The organism is Litorisediminivivens sp. KMU-197, from assembly GCF_056858395.1.
Genome location: NZ_JBXEQG010000001.1, coordinates 798430 through 817086 on the forward strand (window position 1 = coordinate 798430; position 18657 = coordinate 817086).

The 18657-nt window shown below is 65.4% G+C and carries 20 protein-coding genes; 13 read left to right on the forward strand and 7 right to left on the reverse strand.

Annotated features, from left to right (window positions below; all coding sequences use genetic code 11):
• Window positions 1-8: 8 nt before the first annotated feature.
• Window positions 9-1922 carry a type II secretion system secretin GspD gene (gene gspD, locus AC04PT_RS03800; protein WP_482872183.1) on the forward strand — a complete coding sequence of 638 codons (1914 nt, stop codon included), beginning with the start codon at window positions 9-11 and terminating at the stop codon, window positions 1920-1922.
• Between the two features lie 62 nt (window positions 1923-1984).
• On the forward strand, window positions 1985-2368 hold the full coding sequence (locus tag AC04PT_RS03805) for a carboxymuconolactone decarboxylase family protein (protein WP_482872184.1): 384 nt from the start codon (window positions 1985-1987) through the stop codon (window positions 2366-2368).
• Window positions 2369-2410: 42 nt separating this feature from the next.
• Here the strand turns inward: AC04PT_RS03805 and AC04PT_RS03810 are convergent, their stop codons facing one another.
• Entirely contained in the window at window positions 2411-3361 is a 951-nt protein-coding gene (locus AC04PT_RS03810; RefSeq protein WP_482872185.1) for a GlxA family transcriptional regulator, read from the reverse strand.
• Window positions 3362-3434: 73 nt separating this feature from the next.
• Here AC04PT_RS03810 and AC04PT_RS03815 point away from each other — a divergent pair, with 73 nt between their 5' ends.
• The 9 genes from AC04PT_RS03815 (at window position 3435) to AC04PT_RS03855 (ending at window position 13347) form a co-directional block, all read left to right on the forward strand.
• Window positions 3435-4595, forward strand: a complete 1161-nt coding sequence (locus tag AC04PT_RS03815; protein WP_482872186.1) for an acyl-CoA dehydrogenase family protein — start codon at window positions 3435-3437, stop codon at window positions 4593-4595.
• Window positions 4595-6625, forward strand: coding sequence for an acetate--CoA ligase family protein (locus AC04PT_RS03820; RefSeq protein ID WP_482872187.1), 2031 nt, complete (start codon window positions 4595-4597; stop codon window positions 6623-6625). Before AC04PT_RS03815 ends, AC04PT_RS03820 begins: the two co-directional genes overlap by 1 nt.
• A complete protein-coding gene (locus AC04PT_RS03825) occupies window positions 6622-7407 on the forward strand; it encodes a carnitinyl-CoA dehydratase (RefSeq protein WP_482872188.1) in 786 nt (261 codons plus the stop codon). Before AC04PT_RS03820 ends, AC04PT_RS03825 begins: the two co-directional genes overlap by 4 nt.
• A 37-nt stretch (window positions 7408-7444) precedes the next feature.
• Window positions 7445-8362, forward strand: a complete 918-nt coding sequence (bcoG, locus tag AC04PT_RS03830; protein WP_482872189.1) for a 3-dehydrocarnitine:acetyl-CoA trimethylamine transferase BcoG — start codon at window positions 7445-7447, stop codon at window positions 8360-8362.
• The gene (locus AC04PT_RS03835) at window positions 8359-9777 is read left to right on the forward strand and encodes a carnitine 3-dehydrogenase (RefSeq protein WP_482872190.1); all 1419 of its coding nucleotides are present in this window, start codon (window positions 8359-8361) and stop codon (window positions 9775-9777) included. The genes bcoG and AC04PT_RS03835 overlap by 4 nt, the downstream gene beginning before the upstream one ends.
• Window positions 9778-10015: 238 nt before the next feature.
• Window positions 10016-10744 carry a ribonuclease activity regulator RraA gene (locus AC04PT_RS03840; RefSeq protein WP_482872191.1) on the forward strand — a complete coding sequence of 243 codons (729 nt, stop codon included), beginning with the start codon at window positions 10016-10018 and terminating at the stop codon, window positions 10742-10744.
• Window positions 10745-10781: 37 nt separating this feature from the next.
• Window positions 10782-12311 (forward strand): aldehyde dehydrogenase (NADP(+)), encoded by a 1530-nt coding sequence (locus tag AC04PT_RS03845; RefSeq protein ID WP_482872192.1) that lies wholly within the window; start codon window positions 10782-10784, stop codon window positions 12309-12311.
• A 104-nt stretch (window positions 12312-12415) separates the two neighbouring features.
• Window positions 12416-13072, forward strand: a complete 657-nt coding sequence (locus AC04PT_RS03850) for a DsbA family oxidoreductase (RefSeq protein WP_482872194.1) — start codon at window positions 12416-12418, stop codon at window positions 13070-13072.
• Entirely contained in the window at window positions 13069-13347 is a 279-nt protein-coding gene (locus tag AC04PT_RS03855) for a GNAT family N-acetyltransferase (protein WP_482872195.1), read from the forward strand. Before AC04PT_RS03850 ends, AC04PT_RS03855 begins: the two co-directional genes overlap by 4 nt.
• A 90-nt stretch (window positions 13348-13437) precedes the next feature.
• On the opposite strand, the gene AC04PT_RS03860 is transcribed toward AC04PT_RS03855, so the two are convergent.
• Window positions 13438-13566, reverse strand: coding sequence for a hypothetical protein (locus tag AC04PT_RS03860; RefSeq protein ID WP_482872196.1), 129 nt, complete (start codon window positions 13564-13566; stop codon window positions 13438-13440).
• Between the two features lie 113 nt (window positions 13567-13679).
• On the opposite strand from AC04PT_RS03860, the gene AC04PT_RS03865 reads away from it, so the two are divergent.
• Entirely contained in the window at window positions 13680-15005 is a 1326-nt protein-coding gene (locus AC04PT_RS03865) for a GH1 family beta-glucosidase (protein ID WP_482872441.1), read from the forward strand.
• Here AC04PT_RS03865 and AC04PT_RS03870 read toward each other — a convergent pair.
• From AC04PT_RS03870 to AC04PT_RS03885, 4 genes are all read right to left on the reverse strand, one after another.
• Complete coding sequence (locus tag AC04PT_RS03870) at window positions 15002-15184, reverse strand: hypothetical protein (RefSeq protein ID WP_482872197.1); 183 nt, start codon at window positions 15182-15184, stop codon at window positions 15002-15004. The genes AC04PT_RS03865 and AC04PT_RS03870 overlap by 4 nt on opposite strands.
• A gap of 121 nt (window positions 15185-15305) precedes the next feature.
• Entirely contained in the window at window positions 15306-16199 is an 894-nt protein-coding gene (locus AC04PT_RS03875) for a c-type cytochrome (protein WP_482872198.1), read from the reverse strand.
• A gap of 1 nt (window position 16200) precedes the next feature.
• Complete coding sequence (locus AC04PT_RS03880; protein WP_482872199.1) at window positions 16201-16764, reverse strand: c-type cytochrome; 564 nt, start codon at window positions 16762-16764, stop codon at window positions 16201-16203.
• 44 nt (window positions 16765-16808) lie between these two features.
• The gene (locus AC04PT_RS03885) at window positions 16809-17144 is read right to left on the reverse strand and encodes a hypothetical protein (RefSeq protein ID WP_482872201.1); all 336 of its coding nucleotides are present in this window, start codon (window positions 17142-17144) and stop codon (window positions 16809-16811) included.
• A gap of 564 nt (window positions 17145-17708) precedes the next feature.
• Between AC04PT_RS03885 and AC04PT_RS03890 the strand changes: the two genes are divergently transcribed.
• Entirely contained in the window at window positions 17709-17945 is a 237-nt protein-coding gene (locus AC04PT_RS03890; RefSeq protein WP_482872202.1) for a hypothetical protein, read from the forward strand.
• Window positions 17946-18128: 183 nt separating this feature from the next.
• Here the strand turns inward: AC04PT_RS03890 and AC04PT_RS03895 are convergent, their stop codons facing one another.
• Window positions 18129-18632 carry a hypothetical protein gene (locus tag AC04PT_RS03895; protein ID WP_482872203.1) on the reverse strand — a complete coding sequence of 168 codons (504 nt, stop codon included), beginning with the start codon at window positions 18630-18632 and terminating at the stop codon, window positions 18129-18131.
• Between the last annotated feature and the right edge of the window lie 25 nt (window positions 18633-18657).

Consider the following 18657-nt stretch of genomic DNA (forward strand, 5'->3'; position numbering starts at 1 on the left):
GGGTGGGTATGAAAGCGATCCGGCACTTCTTCTACATGACGGCGCTTTTCTGGGCCCTGCTATATTCGGGGCCGCTCATGGCCCAGACGGACGAAACCTTCGTGATCAACCTCCGCGGCGCCGAGATTACCGTTCTGGCCGAACAGGTCTCATCCATCACCGGACGCACGCTGGTCATGGACCCAGCCCTGACCGGACCGGTCACCGTGGTGTCGGCCAAGGCCCTGTCGCCTGACGAGGTCTGGACGCTTTTCCAGTCGATTCTGCGCGTGCGCGGCTTCGTCGCCGTCGAAAGCGGCGTGATCTGGGAGGTCGTGCCCGAAGCCGAGTCGCGCTCAAAGGGCGGCACGCTGGCGGGCGCCGATAACGCCGGCGGACAGGACGTGGTGACGCGCCTTCTGCCGCTGGACCGCCTGCCTGCGGAAGAGGCCGTCCGAGTGTTGCGTCCGCTGGTTGCCGCCGACGGCTATATAGAGGCGCTGACCGATCCCAATGCCATCATCGTGACCGATGCCCGCGCCAACGTCGACCGCATCGCGGCAATTGCCGCCACCTTCGACGGGCGCGAGAACCTGCGCACTGAGGTGATCCGGTTCACCTACGCGGATGCTTCCACCGTCGCCACGGCCATCACCGAAGTGCTTGGCTCGTCCGGCACCGGTGCGCGGGTCTCGGTCGATCCGGCAGCGAATGCCTTGCTGGTGCGCGGCCGCGAGGACGAACTCGATGAAATCCGTCTGCTTGCCGGAAGCCTCGACCGGGCCCCGCGCAGCAGTCCGCAGGCGGTGCTCCGCACGTCGATCTACCGGCTCAAGTACGCCGATGCCGAAACCGTCGCGAAGATCGTAACCGGCACCATTCGTGGCGGCGCGGACATCGCGAACCCGGTGGCCGAAGCCGAGGCTGAAGGCGCGCCGGTCATCGCAGCCCCCGTCACCGAGGTGTCGGTGCAGGCCTCGACGGAAACCAATTCCGTGGTGATCCGCGGCACCGAACGGCAGGTTGCCGAAGTCACCTCGCTGGTCGCCGCGCTCGATCAGAAGCGTGCGCAGGTTGTGATCGAAGCCGCCATCGTCGAGGTCTCGGGCGACGTCGCCGACCGGCTGGGCACGCAACTGGGGCTTGGCGGAGACCTGCCCGAAGGGGCGTTCGCGACCTCGTCCTTCAACAACGGCGGCACGCCCTTGTCGGCTGTCCTGGCGGCGCTGGGTGTTGCGCCCGCCGGCGCTCTGGCCGCGGGCCTGACCGTGGGTGGCGCGGTCGACGATTTCGGCATCCTCGTTCAGGCCCTCTCGCAATCCTCGCGCGCCAACCTGCTGTCGACCCCCTCGATCACCACCATGGACAACCGCTCGGCCACCATCGTCGTTGGCCAGAACGTGCCGTTCCGCACCGGGTCTTTCGCCACCGACGGCAATACAGTCGCCCCGTTCACGACGATCGAGCGGCGCGACGTGGGCATCACCATGGAGGTCCTGCCACGTGTGACTGCCGGCGGGGTCGTGCGGCTAGACATCAGCCAAGAGGTTTCGTCGCTGGTCAACGTCAACGTGCAGGGCGCCGCCGACCTGATCACAAACCGCCGGCTGATCGAAACGACGGTGCAGGCGCGGGACGGCGGCACCGTGGTTCTCGGCGGGTTGATCTCCGACGACAGCCAAGCGCTCGACAGCAAGGTGCCGGGTCTTGGGGACGCGCCGATCGTCGGCAAGCTGTTCCGTTCGAAGAACCGCCAGCAAACCCGCCGCACCCTGTTCGTTTTCATGCGGCCGACGGTCATCGACAGCGAACACAAGATGGAGGCCGTCGCGCAGCGGCGCTATCAGAAACTCCGCAAGGCTGATGCCGACGAACTGCCGCGCAATCTCTTGAAGTCGCGCAAGGTCAAACGGATACCGCTGGAGATCGACGGCCTTTACTGATCGGGCAACTTGGCCCCGGGGTCTAACAGCCTGCGCGCGACCGCATGACGAAAGGTCCGGACATGAGCACATTCGACGAGGATCTGTTCCTCAAGGGATTGAAGCAGCGCAAGGCCACGCTCGGCAGCGCATATGTCGAGAAGAACCTCGCCGCTGCCGACGACTTCACCCGCCCCTTCCAGGAGGCGATGACCGCTTGGTGCTGGGGCTTCGGCTGGGGCGACGACGTCATCGACGCAAAGACCCGGTCGATGATGAACCTGTCGATGATCGGTGCCCTGGGCAAGATGCACGAATGGGAGATCCACTGCCGCGGGGCAATCAACAACGGCGTCACCCAGGACGAGATCCGGGCGATCATTCACGTCGTCGGAATCTATTGCGGCGTCCCGCAAGCGCTGGAATGCTTCCGGGTCGCACGCAAGGTCCTTGAAGAGGATCGGTGACGCTGGCAGGGCGGACTGCCAACAGCATTGCCTTGCCCGCGCTCAGCCCTGCGGCCGGAAGCTGCTGGGCGGACGTCCGTATTCCTCGACGAAGGCGCGTGTCATCGCGGCGGCATTGGCATAGCCGCAGCGCAGGGCGATCTCGGTAATCGAATAGCGCGATTGCCGCGCTTGGCGACGCGCCTCCGCCAGCCTGAGCCGCTTGTAGACGGTAACCGGCGGCGCGCCCAATTCGGCCCGGAAGGCGCGCGCCAGCGTGCGCTGGGTGGTGCCAAGCCGGCGCGCCAATACCCCCACCGGCAAGGGCGCCTCCAGCGCCGCCGACATCATCGCCACGCAATCCTCGACCAAGGGCGATGCGCGTCGGCGAAAGATCCTCTCGGGCGGCGGCGCGGTAGACTGGTGCAGGAAAAACCCCGCCACCTCAAGCCGCAAGGCCTCGCCGTGAATGCCTCCAATCAGGTCGAGCACAAGATCGAAAGCGGTCATTGCCCCGCCACAGGTCTGGCGCGCCCTGTCGGAAACGAAACGGTCGGCGGTGGCCTCGACCGCGTCGAAGGTCTCGGCAAAAGACGAGAGCTCGGCCCAATGGATCGTGGCGCGGCACCCGTCCAGCAACCCTGCATCCGCCATGAGCCACGCGCCGGTGTCCATGCCCGCGATCCGACCGAACCTGCGCGATGCCGCCTGTAGCGCCCGCGCCGTGGCCGGGCCCGCGTGACTGCGGGCGTCATAACTCGACAGTACGAACAGCGCGTCGCCGCCGGGGTGATCGCGCAACCGGCAGTGCGGCAACACCGGCAAGCCGCTCGATGAGGTCACCGCCCCGCCGTCCAGCGTCACGAAGCGCCAGCGATAGAAGTCCCGGTCGAGCAGTTCGTTGGCCGCGCGCAACGGCTCGATGGCATTGGCCAGGCAATGGTTCGAGAACCGCGGAAACAGCAGCACCGCGATGTCTTGGGGATCGGGCGGATCACGATGCCAATAGCGCATGAATTTTGTCTAATTTCGCATGATGGGTCGCGTCAAGGACTCTACGCTAGGGGTGACCGGCATTGGGGGTTACATGAACTTCGGATTGAGCGATGAACAGCAGATGATCGTCTCGACGGTGCGCAGCTTCGTCGAGAACGAGATCTACCCCCACGAGGCCGAGGTCGAGCGCACTGGCCACGTTCCCCCAGAACTGGGCGAGGAGATTAAACGCAAGTGCCTCGACCTTGGGTTCTACGCCTGCAACTTCCCCGTGGAGGTCGGCGGTGCCGGGCTGAGCCATCTGGACTTTACCCTTGTCGAGCGTGAACTCGGCCGTGGATCGATGGCGCTGACGCATTTCTTCGGCCGACCGCAGAACATCCTGATGGCCTGCGAAGGCGATCAGCGCGAACGGTATCTTCTACCTGCCGTCCGGGGCGAGAAGATGGACGCGCTGGCGATGACCGAACCGGACGCCGGATCGGACGTGCGCGGCATGAAATGCAACGCGGTGCGCGACGGCGGCGATTGGGTCTTGAACGGCTCCAAGCACTTCATCTCCGGCGCGGAACATGCCGATTTCTTTATTGTTTTCGTGGCCACCGGGGTGGACGAGACACCCAGGGGACCGAAGAAGAGGATCACCACATTCCTCGTGGATCGCGGCACCCCCGGATTCGAGGTGCGCGACGGCTATCGCTCGGTCAGCCACCGCGGCTACAAGAACTGCATCCTCGACTTCGACAATTGCCGCCTGCCGGCATCGCAGGTGCTGGGCGCGGTCGATGGCGGCTTCGAGGTGATGAACACCTGGCTCTATGCCACCCGGCTGACCGTCGCCGCCTTCTGCGTCGGGCGCGCGCGCCGCTGCTTCGACCTCGCGCTCGACTATGCCGCCGAACGCAAGCAGTTCGGCCAGCCAATCGGCAAGTTCCAGGGCGTGAGCTTCCAGATCGCCGACATGATCACCGAGATCGACGCCGCCGACTGGCTGACACTGGCAGCGGCCTGGCGACTGGACCAGGGGCTGCCGGCCAATCGCGAGATCGCTTCGGCCAAGCTCTATGCCTCGGAGATGCTGGCGCGGGTGACGGATGCCTCACTGCAGGTGTTCGGTGGCATGGGGCTGATGGACGATTTTCCGATCGAGCGGTTCTGGCGCGACGCGCGGGTCGAGCGGATCTGGGACGGCACCTCGGAAATTCAGCGGCACATCATCAGCCGCGACTTGCTGCGGCCGTTGGGGGCGTGATGACCGGTCTGGACCGGTTGCTGCGGCCGCGCTCCATCGCCGTAATCGGCGGCGGAACATGGTGCGCCAACGTTATCGAGCAGTGCCGCAAGATCGGCTTCGCTGGCGAGATCTGGCCGGTGCATCCGACGCGCGACGCCGTGGGCGGCTGTGCGCCCTATCGCAGGATCGAAGATCTGCCCGGCGCGCCGGACGCCGCTTTCATCGGGATCAACCGCGACCTGACGGTCGAGGCAGTGCGCGCCCTGGCAAAGATCGGCGCCGGGGGCGCTGTCTGCTTCGCCTCTGGGTTCCGGGAAGCCGAGGCCGAGACCGACGACGGACCCGCCAAGGAGGCGGCCTTGCGGCAGGCGGCCGAGGGTATGACCTTCCTCGGACCTAATTGCTACGGCTTCATCAACTATCTCGACGGTGCGGCGCTCTGGCCCGACCAGCATGGCGGCGTCCGTGTCGAGAGCGGCGTCGCGCTGGTCACCCAATCGTCGAACATCGCGCTCAATCTGACGATGCAGGCGCGGGCCCTGCCGCTGGCCTATGTGGTCACGGTGGGCAACCAAGCGCAGACCGGCCTGTCCCGCGTCGCAAGCCACCTCCTGCGCGACGACCGTGTGACGGCGCTTGGGCTACATATCGAGGGGATCGACGATCTGCGCGCCTTCGAAGCTCTGGCCGCCGAGGCACGGGAGCGTGGCAAACCCATCGTCGCGCTGAAGATCGGCCTGTCCGACCGTGCGCGCGCGGCAACGGTATCGCACACCGCCTCACTGGCGGGCAGTGACGCGGGCGCCCGGGCTCTGTTCCGGCGGCTTGGAATCGCGCAGGTCACCGCATTGCCGCTGCTGCTGGAGACGCTGAAGCTTTGTCATGTGTGCGGCCCGCTTGCGTCGAACCGCATAGCGTCGATGTCGTGCTCAGGCGGTGAGGCCAGCCTGATGGCGGACACCGCCGAGGGGTCCGGGCTGGACTTCCCGCCGCTGGACGCACGGCAAACGAACGAGTTGCGCGAAGCGCTCGGGCCCAAGGTCGCCCTGGCCAACCCGTTGGATTATCACACCTACATCTGGGGCGACGTCGTGGCGATGACAGCCTGCTACACGGCCATGATGCAGGGCGATCTGGCGATGGGCTGCGTGGTGCTGGACGTTCCCCGCGCCGACCGCTGCGATCCGGCCGCCTGGGAACCGGCGATCGAGGCCGTCACCCGGACCATGGCCGCGACGGGGCGGCCCATGGCCGTCGTGTCATCCCTGCCCGAAACCATGCCGGAACCGATGGCCCGCCGCCTGATGGACCGCGGCGTGGCCCCTCTTGCCGGAATGCAGGAGGCGGTCACGGCCATGGCCCTTGCCGCCCGCATGGCCCGCACCGAACCCGCCGCGCCGGTCCTTCTGCCGCCTGATTGCCGGTCGGGGCGCGTGATGACAGAGGCCGAGGCCAAGGCAGCCCTCGCGGGATTTGGTGTCCCGGTGCCGATGTCACAGACAGCCAGCAGCCCCGCCCACGCCGCGCGTGTCGCCGGCGACATCGGCTTTCCCGTCGCGCTCAAGGGGCAGGGCTTGGCGCACAAGACCGAGTCCGGCGCGGTAGCGCTGACCCTGCGCGACCCGGACGCCGTGCGGCAGGCTGCCGAGGCCATGCCCTGCGACAGTTTCCTCGTCGAACGCATGATAGATGAAGGTGTCGCGGAACTGCTGATCGGCGTGGTCGCGGACCCTGCGCACGGCTACGTGCTTACGCTGGGCGCCGGCGGGACGCTGACCGAGCTATCGCAGGACCGCGCATCGCTGTTGGTGCCGGCGACCCGCGATGATGTCCGCGACGCTCTCGAAAGCCTGCGTATCGCGCCCCTGCTTGTGGGGTACAGGGGCCGGCCTGCAGCGGACCTTGATGCGGTGCTTGACGCGGCGATGGCGGTGCAGGCCTATGTGAAACAGGCGCTGCCTTTGGAAGTTGAGATCAACCCGCTGATCTGCACGCCTTCGGGCGCTGTGGCGGTGGATGCGCTGATCAGGATCGGAGAAAAAGCATGACCGACACCCCAGTCAGGACAGTACGCCGGGACCGCGTGCTCGAAGTCACCCTCGACCGCCCTAAGGCGAATGCCATCGACTTGGTGACCAGCCGGATTATGGGCGAGGTCTTCACTCAGTTCCGGGACGACCCGGATTTGCGCGTGGCCCTTCTGACCTCCGCCGGAGAGAAATTCTTCTGCCCGGGCTGGGATCTGAAAGCCGCCGCAGAGGGCGACGCGGTGAATGGCGACTATGGCGTCGGCGGCTTCGGTGGCCTGCAGGAGCTGCGCGGCCTGAACAAGCCGGTGATCGTGGCGGTCAACGGCATCTGCTGCGGTGGCGGGCTGGAACTGGCCTTGTCGGGGGACATCATTCTGGCCGCCGACCATGCCAGCTTTGCCCTGCCGGAAATCCGTTCGGGGACCGTGGCAGATGCCGCCTCTGTCAAGCTGCCCAAACGCATCCCCTATCACATCGCGATGGAAATGCTGCTTACGGGCCGCTGGCTCGACGCCGCCGAGGCCGCGCGCTGGGGGCTGATCAACCGCGTGCTGCCGGCGGACGCGTTGATGGCCGAGGCGCGCACGATGGCCGATCTGATCGCCGCCGGTCCGCCGCTGGTCAATGCGGCGATCAAGGAGATCGTGCGCGAGGCCGAGGACATGAAATTTCAGGATGCGATGAACCGCATCACCAAAAGCCAGTTCGAGACGGTGGAAAGGCTCTACCGCTCCGAGGACCAGAAGGAAGGCGCCCGCGCCTTCGCCGAGAAGCGCGATCCGGTGTGGACAGGGAAATGACCTGTCCACGCCTGCGGCGCGACAGAAAGGACATGACATGCCCCTCGCCATGAACCGCAAGGTCTTCATCACCTGCGCCGTGACCGGCTCGGGCGGCACCCAGGACCGGTCGCCGCATGTGCCGCGCTCGCCCCGACAGATCGCCGAAAGCGCCATAGACGCGGCCAAGGCCGGGGCGGCCGTCGTGCATTGCCACGTCCGCGACCCCGACACCGGCGCGCCGTCGCGGCGGCTGGACCTCTACCGCGAAGTGACCGAGCGCATCCGCGACGCCGAGGTCGACGTGGTGCTGAACCTGACGGCAGGCATGGGCGGTGACATCGTCTTTGGCTCGACCGAGGCACCGTTGCCGGTCAATCCCGAGGGTACGGACATGATCGGCGCCGCCGAGCGCATGGCCCACATCCGGGACTGCCTGCCCGAGATTTGTACGCTCGACTGCGGGACAATGAACTTCGCCGAGGCCGATTACGTGATGACCAACACCCCGGGGATGCTGCGTGCCATGGGGGCGATGATGACGGAACTCGGGGTGAAACCCGAGATCGAGGCATTCGACACCGGCCACCTGTGGTTCGCCAAGGAGTTGGTGCGCGAAGGCACGCTGGCGCCACAGGCGCTGGTGCAGCTTTGCATGGGGGTGCCGTGGGGCGCGCCCAATGACCTGAACACGCTGATGGCGATGGTGAACAACATCCCCGACGACTGGACCTGGTCGGCGTTCTCGCTGGGCCGCGACCAGATGCCCTACGCGGCGGCGGCGGTCCTGGCGGGCGGCAACGTGCGGGTGGGTCTCGAAGACAACCTGATGCTCGACAAGGGTGTGCTGGCAACCAACGCTCAGCTTGTCGAACGCGCGGTTACTGTGGTTGAGAATATGGGCGCGAAGGTGATCGGACCGTCCGAGGTGCGCGACACGCTCGGCCTCACCAAGCGCGCACCGGTGGCGGCATGAAGGCGGCAATTATCGGCGGCGGCGTCATCGGCGGCGGCTGGGCGGCGCGGTTCCTGCTGAACGGCTGGGACGTGGCGGTGTTCGACCCCGACCCGGAGGCGGCGCGCAAGATCGGCGAGGTGCTCGAAAACGCCCGCCGCGCCTTGCCCGCGCTCTATGACAAGGCGCTGCCCGACGAGGGCAGGCTGACGTATCACGACGACCTTGCCGAGGCCGTCGAAGGCGCCCGGTGGGTGCAGGAAAGCGTGCCGGAACGGCTCGACCTGAAACACAAGGTGCTGGGCCGGATCACCCGGCTGGCCGAAGCAGAGACGGTGATAGGCTCGTCCACCTCGGGCTTCCGACCCTCCGAACTGACCACCAAGGGCGCGCGCGCCATCGTCGCGCATCCCTTTAATCCCGTCTACCTGCTGCCGCTCGTGGAACTGGTGGGCGAAGCCGCTCACTGTGCCCTTGCCGCAGACATCCTGCGCGGCATCGGCATGTATCCCCTGACTCTGCGCAAGGAGATCGACGCCCATATCGCCGACCGGCTTCTGGAAGCGGTCTGGCGCGAAAGCCTCTGGCTGGTCAAGGACGGCATTGCCACCACCGAGGAAATCGACGAGGCGATCCGCATGGGCTTCGGCCTGCGCTGGGCGCAGATGGGCCTGTTCGAGACCTACCGCATTGCCGGCGGCGAAGCCGGGATGGCGCATTTTTTGGCGCAGTTCGGCCCGGCGCTGGAATGGCCCTGGACCAAGTTGATGGACGTGCCGGCGTTCACGCCCGAACTGGTGGATCTGATCGCCGGTCAGTCAGACGCACAGTCCGGTCACCTGACGATCCGCGAGCTGGAGCGGCTGCGCGACGACAACCTCGTGGGCATGATGCGCGCGCTTAAGAAATCCGGCAGCGGTGCGGGCGGCACAATCACCGCCCACGAACGCGACCTGCCCGACCCCGAGCCGGTCGATCTGCCCGTCACCGTGCACCGCGCCGTGCCGCAAAGCTGGACCGATTACAACGGACACATGAACGAGGCCCATTACGTCGAGGTTTCGGGCCAGGCCACCGACCGGTTCATGGAGATGGTCGGCGCCGATGCCGATTACGTCGCCGCGGGCGGCAGCTATTTCACGGTTGAAAACCATGTCCGCTATCTGGCCGAGGTCCACGCGGGCGACGTGCTGACGGTGACCACGCAGGTTCTTTCGGGCGAAGGCAAGAAGATGCACCTGTTCCACCGGCTGCTGCGGGCGGACGGAGAGCTGGCGGCAACGGTCGAGACGCTGCTGCTGCACATCGACATGACCACCCGGCGCAGCGGCCCGCCCTCGGCGGAAGTCGCCCAACGACTGGAGGAATATGCGACTGCCCATGCCAGCATGGCCTGGCCCGAGGGGGCCGGGAAGGCCGTTGGACGAAAACCCTGAGACTTTCATCACGAATGCGTGCCGAGGGGCCGGGGCTCCGCCCCCACTCAACCTACCTCTAAGAAGATCACGGGGCCTAGAGACTTGGCCCCTTGGCCTTACACCCCCAATTCGACGGATTTGCTCTTCGACGTTTAATTGGCGACCATCGAGTTCAATTTGAAATTTACAAAGCACCCGGCATCGGATTGAAACGACACCGGATGGGTCCAATGGCCACTGTACGAAAGGATTTCCAATGACGACACCGACGCTTTCTGCCGAGACGCGGTCCAAGTTGGAAACGGTCTCGGTCGCGACGATCGCGACGGCGCTCTACAAGCGTGGGCTGCGCGGCCAGGTAATCCAGGATGTGCGTCCGCTCAAGGCGAAGGGCCGCAACATGGTGGGCCCCGCCTTCACCCTGCGCTACATGCCCGCCCGCGAAGACCGCAACCAGCTGGCCGTGTTTCGCAACCCCGATCATCCGCAGCGCGTCGCCATCGAGACATGCCCGGAGGGTCACGTACTGGTTATGGACAGCCGCAAAAGCGCCACCGCGGCCTCGGCCGGTGACATCCTGATCACCCGTCTGATGATGCGCGGCGCGGCCGGGGTTGTCACCGATGGCGGCTTTCGCGACGCCATGAACATTGCCGCGCTCGACATGCCCGCCTATCACAACCGTCCGGCCAGCCCGACCAACCTGACCACGAACGAAGCCATTGCCATCAACGAACCTATAGGCTGCGGCGATGCGCCGGTGTTTCCCGGCGACGTGCTGGTGGGCGACGATGACAGCGTGATCGTGATTCCCGCGCATCTTGCGGACGAGATCGCGGAAGAGGCAGTCGCGATGACGGAGTACGAGGACTTCGTCCTCGAGCAGGTGCGCGGCGGAGCGGCGATCATCGGGCTGTACCCCGGCACCAGGCAGGAAACCCTCGACGCCTTCGACGAGTGGAGACGCAAGCGCGCGGCACCGTGACAGCGCCGCAATTCCGCGACAACCTCAAGGACATGAAATGAAAGACGAGATCACCTTCACCCCGCATGGCAAACACCTAATCGCCGGTGAATGGGTCGCTGGCGACGCGACATTCCGGTCTGCCCCTGCCAGCGGTCCGGCGCACGACTACTCTGTCGGCACGCCACAACACGTCGATGCCGCCTGCACCGCAGCGGAAGAGGCTTTCTGGACCTATGGCTATGCAAGCGCGGAAGAGCGGGCAGCCTTCCTCGACATCATCGCCGATGAGATCGAGGCACGCGGACCGCAAATTACCGAGATCGGCGTGCAGGAGACCGGCCTGCCCGAGGCAAGGCTCAACGGCGAACGTGGCCGGACCTGCGGCCAGCTCAAGCTGTTTGCCGAGCACATCCGTCAAGGCGCTCATCTTGACCGGCGGCATGACGGTGCCCTGCCCGACCGTGCGCCCCTGCCCCGCCCCGACCTCAAGCTGGTGCAGCGCCCGATCGGTCCGGTTGCCGTGTTCGGGGCCTCGAACTTCCCGTTGGCATTCTCCACCGCCGGTGGCGACACCGCAGCGGCGCTTGCGGCTGGCTGTCCGGTCGTGGTCAAGGGCCACAGCGCACATCCCGGCACCGGTGAGATCGTTGCCGAGGCGATCCATGCGGCCATCACGTCATGCAACCTCCATCCCGGTGTCTTCTCGCTGATCCAGGGTGGCAAGCGGGATGTCGGCACGGCTTTGGTGACCCATCCACTGATCCGCGCAGTGGGGTTCACCGGCTCGCTCGGTGGGGGCCGCGCGCTCTTCGATCTTTGCGCGCAGCGGGACGAACCGATCCCGTTCTTCGGCGAGTTGGGGTCCGTCAACCCGATGTTCCTCCTGCCCGAGGCCATGTCGGCGCGTGGCACCGAGATCGCCGAAGGCTGGGCCGGATCGCTGACCATGGGCGCGGGTCAGTTCTGCACCAACCCCGGCATCGCAGTCGTTCTTGACGGACCGCAGGCCGATGCCTTTGCCGAGGCCGCCGGCAAGGCGCTGGAGCAGGTCGGCGGGCAGACCATGCTGACCGATGGCATTGCCGCCGCCTATCGCGCCGGCCGTGACCGGGTGGCCGGATCCGAGGGCGTGACGGAGATCCACGGCTCGATTTGTGGCGTGCGCGAGGCCGGCCCCTATCTCTATGAGACCACGGGTCAACACTTCCTTGCTGACGAGGGCCTCGCCGAAGAGGTCTTCGGCCCGCTCGGCTTGATCGTGCGCGCCAAGGACGAAGCCGAGATGCTTCAGATCGCGCGCGGTCTTCAGGGCCAGTTGACCTGCACGCTGCAGCTGGACGACGGCGACACCGACCTCGGCCGCAAGCTGATGCCGGTGCTGGAGCGCAAGGCCGGGCGCGTACTGGCCAACGGTTTCCCGACCGGGGTGGAGGTCTGTGACGCGATGGTCCATGGCGGCCCCTACCCGGCGTCGACCAATTTCGGCGCGACCTCGGTCGGCACCCTGTCGATCCGGCGCTTCCTGCGTCCCGTCAGCTATCAGAACATGCCCGACGCGTTGCTGCCCGCCGAGCTTCGCGACTGAACTGACGTGGCGGCCGGACCTTCCGGCCGCCCACCCCGCCTTGCAACCCGCGAAATCAGGGCCATCTGTCAGGGTGAGCGACCAAGGCGCAAGGAGCAGGCCCCATGACCCTTAACACCGACCCCATTCGGGTGGACATCGTATCGGACGTGGTGTGCCCATGGTGCATCATCGGCTATGCCCAGCTTGCCAAGGCCGCAGAGCAGACGGGTACCGACATCGACGTCTACTGGCACCCTTTCGAATTGAACCCCGACATGGCCGCAGAGGGTGAAGACCTGCGCGACCACATCGCCCGAAAGTACGGCAGCACGCCCGAGCAATCGGCCGAGGCGCGCGCACGATTGACCGAACTGGGCAAGGCGCTGGGGTTCACCTTCAACTACAGCGATACTTCGCGGATGTGGAACACCTTTCAGGCACACCAGCTGATCGACTGGGCCGCGGAACAGGGCAAAGGACATGCGATGAACATGGCCCTGTTCGAGGCCTTCTTCACCCGCGGTGAAAACCTGTCGAAGCCTGACGTCCTGGCCGAAGTCGCCGGTCGGATCGGGCTCGACCGCGAAGCTGCCCGCGCCATGCTGGACAGCGGCGACCGGGCCGAACAGGTGCGCGCCAAGGAACAGTTCTGGACCTCGCGCGGCATCAGTGGCGTGCCGGCGATGATCTTCGGCAAGAAACACCTCGTCACCGGCGCGCAGGGCGAAGACAATTATGCGCGTATCCTCGATCACCTGAGCCGGGAACAGGCGGCGTGACCGACGTCACCCGCGAAGAGACCGCCAGCAAAGGCCGTTACGTGCTGCGCCGGGACGGACAGACGGCCGAGCTGACCTATTCACGGCTTGGCGCCGCCTCGATCATCATCGACCATACGGCCGTGCCGGACGGGCTGCGCGGTCAAGGCACTGGCGAGGCTTTGGTGGCGCGTGCCATCGCAGACGCGCGGGCGGAAGGGCGCAAGGTCGTGCCGCTCTGCCCCTTCGCCAAGGCGCAGATCGCGCGGCATGTCGAGTGGCAGGACGTGCTCTGACGCCCGTGTCCGGACGGGCGGCGCCCCGGACCGGACCGTGATGTCGCGACACACCCAAGCATGCAAGGCCCGCCACGAACCTCCCGGCCCTCACCGGGCAATGGCCGACATGTCGATCAGCCCCGAACATTCCCCACCAAAGGGCGTCAGATACGTTGACTGGACCGGCAGATCGGCCATTGTGGCCGCGGCCGACACGCGCGCGGTGATCATGCCCATCGCTCTCCCAGTTGCGAAACCCTCGATGACCGGCGGGGCCGGGCTACATCACGTCGCGGCCACCGAGAATTCGGCCCGACAAGGCGAAAGGAAAAGACCCCGTGACCGAACGACTGCACAGCGCCCGTAGCGATTTCCCCGAAGGCTTCCTGTTTGGCGCTGCCACCGCGGCCTACCAGATCGAAGGCATGAGCTTCGGCGGTGCCGGACCCTGCCATTGGGACAGCTTTGCCGCGACGCCGGGCAATGTGGTGGGTGCCGACGATGGTGCTGTCGCCTGCGATCATTACCACCGGTGGGAGGAAGACCTCGATCTTCTCAAGGCAGCCGGGATGGACGCCTACCGATTCTCGACCTCATGGTCACGCGTGATGCCCGAGGGCAGCGGCACGCCCAATGCCGAGGGCCTCGATTTCTACGACCGCCTTGTCGACGGAATGCTGGATCGCGGCCTGAAACCCTATTTGACGCTCTATCACTGGGACCTGCCCTCCAGGCTCGCCATGCTGGGCGGCTGGACAAACCGCGACATCGCCAAATGGTTCTCGGACTATTCCGAGGTCGTCTGGGACCGCATAGGAGACCGCGTCGCCGCCACCGCCACCATCAACGAACCCTGGTGCGTGACCTGGCTGTCGCATTTCATCGGCGCCCATGCGCCCGGGTTGCGCGACATTCGCGCCGCCTCCCACGCCATGCACCACGTGCTTCTGGCCCACGGCACCGCGACCGAAGCCTTGCGCGCCAAGGGCGCCAAGAACCTCGGCATCGTGATGAACTTCGAAACCGCTTCGCCCGCAAGCGATGCGCCCGAGGACATTGCCGCCACCGCCCGCGCCGACGCGATCTATAACCGCTGGTTCATCGAGGCCATCGCCGGTCAGGGCTATCCCGAAGAGGCGCTCGAAGGCCTCGCGCCCTATATGCCCGCGGGGTGGGAAACCGACATGACACAAATCGCGCAGCCGCTCGACTGGCTGGGCGTCAACTACTACACCCGCGCCAGATACGCCGCCGACGACACCGTGCCGTGGCCGGCCTGCAAGGTGGTCGAGGGCACGCTGCCCAAGACCGCGATGGGATGGGAAATCCGTCCCGAGGGCCTGCATGAGATCCTGCTGCGCCTGTCCAAGGGCCCGGCCAAGGGTGTGCCGCTTTACGTGACCGAAAACGGCATGGCCGGCGACGACATCCTCGCCGACGGCGCGCTGCACGATCCGGTGCGGATCGGTTTTATCGACAGCCACCTTGCCGCCGCTCGCGACGCCGTCAACGACGGTGTGGACCTGCGCGGCTTCTTCTATTGGTCGCTGCTCGACAATTACGAATGGGCCTTCGGATATGCCAAGCGTTTCGGGTTGGTCCATGTCGATTACGATACGCAAGAGAGGGTGCCCAAGGCCTCGTACCACGCGCTGGCCGCAGCGTTGAAGCGCTAGGCCCGCGACCGCAAGGCGGACATCCCCGGACCAAGGTGGTAGTGCCGGGCGTTGCCGGCAGCAGCACGAACTTCGTCAAGCATCCCAACCTCGCGGCCAAACGGATCCACCGTCTCGCCGATCTCGTTGGCCGCGAGTGCTTGGTCGCCAGGCTGGACGGCGGGTTCGGCACCCTTCACGGGTACCGGCGCGGTCAATCCCGGGATCGCCGATGCCAAGCTCGCGACGCTGGCCCCCTTCGCTCAGGCCCAGACCTGAGCGCTGCAATACCTGACAACCCCCCTGCCCTCATCGGCACGCTCAACTCTCATCGCCCATCACATAGAGCGCCACCGCCTCGAGATCCTCGTCGGTCAGGTACTGGGTGCTGTACAGCACCACCTCGCCCATCGGCCCGCCGAAGGCATCGCCCCGAGGCGTGATCCCCGACCGCAGCGCATACGAAAGGCTGTCGGCATCCCATCCCCGCGCCCGCAGCGTTTCCGCGTCGATAGCCGGAGCCTTTCCGCCGCCGGGCAACATGTTGCTGCCCTTGAAGTGCTGTGTCTCGTGATCGCGGCCGCCCAGCATCGACCGGCCGGTGTGGCAGGCTCCGCAATGTGCCGCCCCCTCGACCAGCCATTTGCCCCGGTTCCACTCCGGATCCGCGTCCGGGACCGGGTCGGTTCGTGGCGGGTCCAGATAGAGCGCCCGCCAGACCTTCATCAGCGCACGCTGGTCGAACGGGAACGGCATATTGTGTTCCCGCGAAGGTTCGGCCACAGGCGGCACCGTCCGGAACGCGGCCCAGAGATCGGCGATCTCCTGATCGGTGAACTGCTGGTAGAACGGATAGGTGAACGCAGGATAATAGGGCCTGCCCCCCGGCGAGATACCTTGCCGGACGGCCTTTGCGAATTGCTCAATCGTCCAGCTTCCGATGCCGTGGTCCGGATCGGTCGTGATGTTGGGCGAATAAAGCGCGCCGAATGGGGTATCCATCTCGACACCGCCCGCCAGCGCCGCGCCACCGTTTTCGAAGTTGGTATGACAGGCAATGCAGCCCGACGCCCGCGCCAGATAGGCACCGCGCCCGACATCGCCCTCCAGCGCGATGGCATCGACCGGCCTGCCGATCGGCCATACGACGATCACCGCCAGAACCGCCGCGCCCGTCACCACGGCGGCCACCAGCCACCTGGTCAGCTTCGTCATCCTACTTTTCCACACGGAACTTGGTGTGGCAGGCAGAGCAGGTCTGGCTCACCATATGAAAGACCGCGTCGGCCGGCATCTCCGCAAGATGCTCGGGCGAAAGGTCGGCCATCATATGTCCGGCGCCCATCATGGCGCCGCCACCCATCATGGTCTCGCCACCCATTCCGGCGGCCGCCGGCCCCAGGCCCTTCACCCCGTTGTCGGCGGCAAGGGCCAAACCTTCGGCCAATGTACCCAGTTGGACCGCCAAGGCTTCGAATTCGTCCCAATGCTCCCAGACGTTGGGCTTCGCTTCCGTGGGTGCGTCCATGGACCCGTGCGGAAACAGGCGGGTCATGGCCTCGCCCGAATGCTGTTTTACGCCCTCTGCGAAGCTCCGGACCTCGTCGGCATTGTAATCGACCTTGCCGCGCATCATCGGCGTGATCGCCTTTACGGCGTCGCCCATGGCCTTCATGCCGTCCATGCGTTCCTTCACGACGCCGGTCGCGCCGGCATGGGCCCAAACGGCTCCGGTCAGTGCCACACTCAGCGACATTGCTGCAAACCCTGCAATTTTCATGATCTTTCTCCTCTGAAAAACGATGCGGCCGCAGCCACGATGCATCAGAGAAGGGCGATTGGCACCGGCGGCTCGCAGCCGGGACTGGTGTCATGAAATTTGGTCGCGGTGCGGTCCGGTGCAGGCAGCGGTGGCTGGGACTGCGCGGGCGCATGAATCACGAAGGCGATATGCAGACCGCTGGTGCCCGACGCCACATCATGGGCATGCCAGCGCTCCGCACGTTCTGCTTCGCCCGGCTCCAACCCGACCGTAAAGAACTGTGCGTCGGTCGACAGACCGGTGTGGGCACGCGCGCTGTCAGGCACGCTTACCAACATCACGACGAGGATCGCCATGATGTAAAACGAAAGTCTGCAAGCGACCGCGCGATCCGTCATTGGTCTGATCCCGCCGAGTGGTTCCTATGAATGGGTGGTATTACGATCACTCCGATTGCCCGGGCGGTCAACCCTTCACAGGCGCTGCCCAACCGGATACTACTTATACGATAACCGAAGACATCCTGCGCACCTTCGACACCACCATTGGGCCCACCGTGCGATTCGTCCCGTGACGTCTCAAAACAATTGGCGCGCGCCGGGGTTGGGCGCTTTGCATGAATGCTCCGTCAAGGCAGCGCAAAACAACCAGCGTTCACCACGGCGCAAAATATCGTGAAGATTACGCAACGTAAGCATTCGCGAAGCAGATATCACGGCCCGTAACGAAAGCGTGAGCGAAACATCAACGACCTCCACGCCAGCGCACCCACACGGCGGGAAAAACCTCACGTTCAACGGAACGATTGCGTGATCACCTGTGACGCAAGTCTTGTCTTGAGCGGTGGTGCCGAGAGGCGCAGTCTGTTTTCCATTCAAGGGCGGTGCGCCGTGCTTCCGGACAATTTGGAAACCCGTCGTTCGGCCTTCTGATGTCTCGGAATATTTAAAAGGAACGGAACTATGACAAGAATTATTTCCATTGTCGCGCTTCTTCTGGCAGGCACTGCCACCGCCGTATCCGCTCAAAGCGCAGATCACGACGACCGGATGCCGATCCTGGCCTATGCGCCCGAAGGTGCCGACGTGTACGGCCTGACGCATGAAGAAGTTCACGTGCTCCTGACGATCATCAGCAGCACCGAACGCGAAGACCACATTCGCCAAAAGGTCCACACCTTCTTCAGAGAGCGCGGCTGAACCCACCGCCTTCGGGACCGTGAAGGTCCCATCGGATGGCCACATCCACAAGGCCGGCCTTCAGGTCGGCCTTTCTTTGATCCAGCCCGTATCGACCTTTGATCACCACGCCGAAACCGTGCGCCAATCGGCGCCCGCCCGACTGCCGCGCGGGAACAGATATTCGATCAGATCGCGGACCGCTCAAACTGCGTCGTAATGCGAGTGCCTATCCAGCACGGCCTCGTCGATCAGGACAGCAACCTCGGACTCATCTGGCCCACCGGACGCATCCAGCGGCGCAAGCCCGCCCCGGATCTCCACCAGCAGGCGCATCGCGCCGGCATCATCGGCAATCAACTCGGACGTCAGCCAGAAGTGATCGAGGTTTTCGTAGTCGGCCTCGTCGACGGCAGCGTAAGACAGTCGGATCGCCACACCCATCTCGACCTCCCTGCGCAGGAGTTCATCGATAAGGGCGCGGATGTGACCCGGCAACCGACGTTGCTGCATTTCAGCATCGACTTCATCTCTGAGTGTTTGCCAGACCGACCCTTCGTCACTGAGATACGAGGTCGACAGCATAGAACCCGTGGCCTTGGTTGCCAGGGCAGAGAACAGGATGACGTGTTTGACGACGTACCAGATGCGCTTGAACATGATCATGTCGTGCACCTGCCAGTGGCCAGGATCCGCGTCGAAACCCATGCCGCGTGCGCTTCCCGCAGCCTGA

What these genes read in the sequence shown, in the direction of transcription:
- gspD (WP_482872183.1), top strand. Translation starts at nt 9, where the DNA reads ATGAAAGCGATCCGGCACTTCTTCTACATGACGGCGCTTTTCTGGGCC.
- AC04PT_RS03805 (WP_482872184.1), top strand. Translation starts at nt 1,985, where the DNA reads ATGAGCACATTCGACGAGGATCTGTTCCTCAAGGGATTGAAGCAGCGC.
- AC04PT_RS03810 (WP_482872185.1), bottom strand. Translation starts at nt 3,361, where the DNA reads ATGCGCTATTGGCATCGTGATCCGCCCGATCCCCAAGACATCGCGGTG.
- AC04PT_RS03815 (WP_482872186.1), top strand. Translation starts at nt 3,435, where the DNA reads ATGAACTTCGGATTGAGCGATGAACAGCAGATGATCGTCTCGACGGTG.
- AC04PT_RS03820 (WP_482872187.1), top strand. Translation starts at nt 4,595, where the DNA reads ATGACCGGTCTGGACCGGTTGCTGCGGCCGCGCTCCATCGCCGTAATC.
- AC04PT_RS03825 (WP_482872188.1), top strand. Translation starts at nt 6,622, where the DNA reads ATGACCGACACCCCAGTCAGGACAGTACGCCGGGACCGCGTGCTCGAA.
- bcoG (WP_482872189.1), top strand. Translation starts at nt 7,445, where the DNA reads ATGCCCCTCGCCATGAACCGCAAGGTCTTCATCACCTGCGCCGTGACC.
- AC04PT_RS03835 (WP_482872190.1), top strand. Translation starts at nt 8,359, where the DNA reads ATGAAGGCGGCAATTATCGGCGGCGGCGTCATCGGCGGCGGCTGGGCG.
- AC04PT_RS03840 (WP_482872191.1), top strand. Translation starts at nt 10,016, where the DNA reads ATGACGACACCGACGCTTTCTGCCGAGACGCGGTCCAAGTTGGAAACG.
- AC04PT_RS03845 (WP_482872192.1), top strand. Translation starts at nt 10,782, where the DNA reads ATGAAAGACGAGATCACCTTCACCCCGCATGGCAAACACCTAATCGCC.
- AC04PT_RS03850 (WP_482872194.1), top strand. Translation starts at nt 12,416, where the DNA reads ATGACCCTTAACACCGACCCCATTCGGGTGGACATCGTATCGGACGTG.
- AC04PT_RS03860 (WP_482872196.1), bottom strand. Translation starts at nt 13,566, where the DNA reads ATGGGCATGATCACCGCGCGCGTGTCGGCCGCGGCCACAATGGCCGAT.
- AC04PT_RS03875 (WP_482872198.1), bottom strand. Translation starts at nt 16,199, where the DNA reads ATGACGAAGCTGACCAGGTGGCTGGTGGCCGCCGTGGTGACGGGCGCG.
- AC04PT_RS03880 (WP_482872199.1), bottom strand. Translation starts at nt 16,764, where the DNA reads ATGAAAATTGCAGGGTTTGCAGCAATGTCGCTGAGTGTGGCACTGACC.
- AC04PT_RS03885 (WP_482872201.1), bottom strand. Translation starts at nt 17,144, where the DNA reads ATGACGGATCGCGCGGTCGCTTGCAGACTTTCGTTTTACATCATGGCG.
- AC04PT_RS03890 (WP_482872202.1), top strand. Translation starts at nt 17,709, where the DNA reads ATGACAAGAATTATTTCCATTGTCGCGCTTCTTCTGGCAGGCACTGCC.
- AC04PT_RS03895 (WP_482872203.1), bottom strand. Translation starts at nt 18,632, where the DNA reads ATGGGTTTCGACGCGGATCCTGGCCACTGGCAGGTGCACGACATGATC.